Below are 3,182 nucleotides of genomic sequence, written 5' to 3'. Positions count from 1 at the left end.
ACAGCGAGTCAAGGCTTGACGGCTAAGTCGCGCTAGTTTAACAAGTTTCCCCATTTGCCTTCTCTAAAATGAGATCTCACGCATTCATTTGAATAAGGGCGATCGGCTCAAAAATAATGGGGTTAAACCGGTTTATTTAAGAAAAGTAGTCCCATCGTGTTAGGACCTTTGATGATTCTCGCTCTCGTTCCCGTCACGACCCACCATGCATTTATTTTTCGGAAACCGTCGTAGTGTTTTTCCTCCACGGTTTTATTACAGATATGAATACAAGAAAAATCAGAATGGCGACCTGCATTATCCCGAAGGACCGATTCATTGTTATATTATGAACGTAGATCGGATTATCTAAGGCCAGCCACCGTTCTGAAGCAGAGATGGACGTGGCATCATTCAGCCAGGGTCCTAGAAAAAAGGTGCCAAAGAGTACAGAAAAGACCGTGCCGACCCATTTTACTGTCACCCACCGATATTTGAAAAAACCCCATTGGGTGAACACGGAGTAAATAAGCCCCGTCAATAGGCTGGCCATTGCCGATGGGATGACGACGAAATCATCGATCAACTTGACGGCGGCATTGGTTGCATAAAGTTCGTCACCGCCCGCCGGTCTACTGAAGTAGCTTATAAGCATCATACAGATGGCTGCTCCCACCCAAACCCCAGAAACGAAGATATGAAAACTTTTTAACCAGGAAATGCCCCTTGGTCCCAGTGGTTTCATTTCAGCATACTCCTTTCGAACACTAATCAGATGTTTGAACTAGGAAGAAACTTCGGTTTCAATCAATAATATCCCTCCAATACACATTAAAAACCGCCCACCAACTGCTCCCGATACCGTGGATTATCGGTAAACCAGTAAAGATGGGCGGTATTATTCTTGTCGTGGCGACTATTATACCGGGAATTACACTAATCACCCTATCTCACCTAACATTTTCCTCCACCCAACAAAACCGACCCTACACGTTCCCTCCTACGGCTCTGAAGATAGTCAGCTATACCATTCATACTACAACTGGGGTTAAATCGAACGTGGGCCATTACAGCGGGTGTGGTGGGATGTGGGGTATTTCAGGTGATTTTGAAAGGTCTTTTTACGGCCAAAAAGCGATGTTAGGCTGATATATCGCAGCCGACGAAATAAAAACCAGCCGGCCGATGGCCGGACTACTGTTTTTGTCTAATTGAAGGCTCCGCCTTAACACTCGATTAAAAACTTCTTAAATAGAAGAAGTAAAAGTCTGCTGAACTTGTCAGCAGACTTCATCGGAGTTGACCCAACTCTTAAACAGTCTTTTAGGTAAATCCTACTATCCTAGATTGAGATTATCACCTTCACCGGTAACCCCCGATTTAAGTAAGTCGCCTTCTTTCCAAACTACGTATAAATATTTTTTATCTCCTGGAGCGGGATCTCCAAATACATCGTTTGATGCATGAATTGTTGTTTGACCATTTCTTAATTTAGTTGTGATGATTCCTGTAACATCGTATGTTTTCCGATAACAACCATAACCAGCATAGATCACCGAATTCGGATTAACGGCCATCAATTATCACCCCCTTTCAGCTAACATAAGTGTTTCATAACAGCAATATGCCTTGAATATAATCACGAAAACACTAAATTTACCACGTAATAAGGTTTTCATTTCCGAGGCTATCAATCTACCGTATATTTCTAGAAATACGTTTGTTTTTTAATGAATGATTGATTTAGAATGATCTCGAGGTAACTTGTCATCATCTAATTAATATTATCTTAAACCGAAATTAGAACTAGAATATTTGGTAAAAAATTTGTGATATTAAACCACCCCTCCTCACTGCCTCCCAATAACGGGCTTATCGGTACGGTTGTAACGGGCGGTTAAGTTTTTTGCTAGGCATAGTCACCCCAAAAATCCGAAAAAAAAATACCGGGAGCTAGACACCCCGGTAGGCAGATAGATATTTGAAAAGAAGGCAACTTCAAGATATCATGACTTGAAAATGGAGAACAACGGACTACAGGCCTAATTTATCCTATCATTCATTCGGCGATTTTTGTACGGCTCGTTTTTAAGTTTTTCACCCTATCTATAGCGTGAATTAGTTTCTCCAACTCGGGCCTTCCCTGGGCTCGTTTGATCGAAGCTTCAATTAGTACTAGCTCCATCAATTCTCCACTCATTCTTCTAAGAATTTCGATTAGTTCATTAGACTCACGTTCAATTAATCTTTTCGTTCCTATGCTTAACAAAGGATTTCACCTTTCCCCTAATAAGCGTTTGATTGCTAGGAACAATCTGGTCTTGTTGTTAAGACAAACTTCATTATATCAACAAAATTCAATTAATTCCATAATTTTCTTTATGATTTTTTAACACGTTTGATAGTAGGTAAAAAATAAGGCTCAGTAAGAGTACCGTGTTCTTCTAAAATGTTAAATTCTGTCGTAGCTATATTATGCAGATTAATTCTTGTATGAACACCCCTGCTGAGTTATCTTTTTCCTTCACCAACAAGAACCGCCTCTCGATACGGAACCCTACACCTCTCAAACCAACCAGAGCGATTATATTCCTTTTATTAAGCAGACCCTTTTCAGAACCTCTAGATGAAGAATAAAAAAACACCCCGCAAAGGTTTGCAGGGTAATGGCGAAGGGATCCTGAAACATGAACATTAAAAATATATGCTCATTTCAACTAAAAAATGTCCAGTATGTAGAAAATCTAAAAAATTTATACCGTAATTAATTCGGAGTGCAACGAGAACGAAACTTCTTATGGTTGATACCCACAAATTCGGGCCGTTTCATAGGCAAATTTACCGGCCAAACGACGTGACGAGATTAATAAAAACAGCCCTACGTTTGTGGCCAGGACTGTTTCAATCAATATCACGCCAGTCTTATCGGAAACTTCACGAAAAACGTCGTACCTTCAGAAGTCGTTTCAACTTCAATTTTCGCATTATGTCTTTCCGCAATGCTATAGCACACTGCTAATCCTAATCCCGTTCCTTCTGCCCTACTTGTAACAAAGGGCGTGCCAAGCTTACTATAAATCTCGGGATCAATTCCCTTACCCTGATCTATTACTTCTAGGACGACTTCCCCCTGTGTTAGGCTAGTTGACGCAGGACCTAAAGGATTATAATTATAAAAAGCCTTTAGGGAGGACGTACACATG

The 3,182-nt window shown here is 40.7% G+C and carries 4 protein-coding genes; all 4 read right to left on the bottom strand.

What is annotated here, in order from left to right; genetic code table 11:
* Nucleotides 1–211: 211 nt before the first annotated feature.
* Nucleotides 212–724: a hypothetical protein gene (locus tag GJ688_RS19380; RefSeq protein ID WP_155478141.1), complete on the bottom strand. Its 513-nt coding sequence runs from the start codon at nt 722–724 to the stop codon at nt 212–214.
* Nucleotides 725–1,316: 592 nt separating this feature from the next.
* Nucleotides 1,317–1,556 carry a hypothetical protein gene (locus tag GJ688_RS19375; RefSeq protein WP_155478140.1) on the bottom strand — a complete coding sequence of 80 codons (240 nt, stop codon included), beginning with the start codon at nt 1,554–1,556 and terminating at the stop codon, nt 1,317–1,319.
* 482 nt (nt 1,557–2,038) lie between these two features.
* The gene (locus GJ688_RS21185) at nt 2,039–2,164 is read right to left on the bottom strand and encodes a hypothetical protein (RefSeq protein WP_268892122.1); all 126 of its coding nucleotides are present in this window, start codon (nt 2,162–2,164) and stop codon (nt 2,039–2,041) included.
* Between the two features lie 726 nt (nt 2,165–2,890).
* A partial coding sequence (locus GJ688_RS19365) for an ATP-binding protein (RefSeq protein ID WP_170292172.1) occupies nt 2,891–3,182 on the bottom strand: 292 nt, incomplete at its 5' end.

The sequence above is a fragment of the Heliobacterium mobile genome, from assembly GCF_009720735.1.
GTDB classification, from domain to species: domain Bacteria; phylum Bacillota; class Desulfitobacteriia; order Heliobacteriales; family Heliobacteriaceae; genus Heliobacterium; species Heliobacterium mobile.
The sequence above is the reverse complement of the archived record's forward strand: the minus strand, read 5'-3'. Positions and strand labels throughout refer to the sequence as shown.

What these genes read in the sequence shown, in the direction of transcription:
- GJ688_RS19380 (WP_155478141.1), bottom strand. Translation starts at nt 724, where the DNA reads ATGAAACCACTGGGACCAAGGGGCATTTCCTGGTTAAAAAGTTTTCAT.
- GJ688_RS19375 (WP_155478140.1), bottom strand. Translation starts at nt 1,556, where the DNA reads ATGGCCGTTAATCCGAATTCGGTGATCTATGCTGGTTATGGTTGTTAT.
- GJ688_RS21185 (WP_268892122.1), bottom strand. Translation starts at nt 2,164, where the DNA reads ATGGAGCTAGTACTAATTGAAGCTTCGATCAAACGAGCCCAGGGAAGG.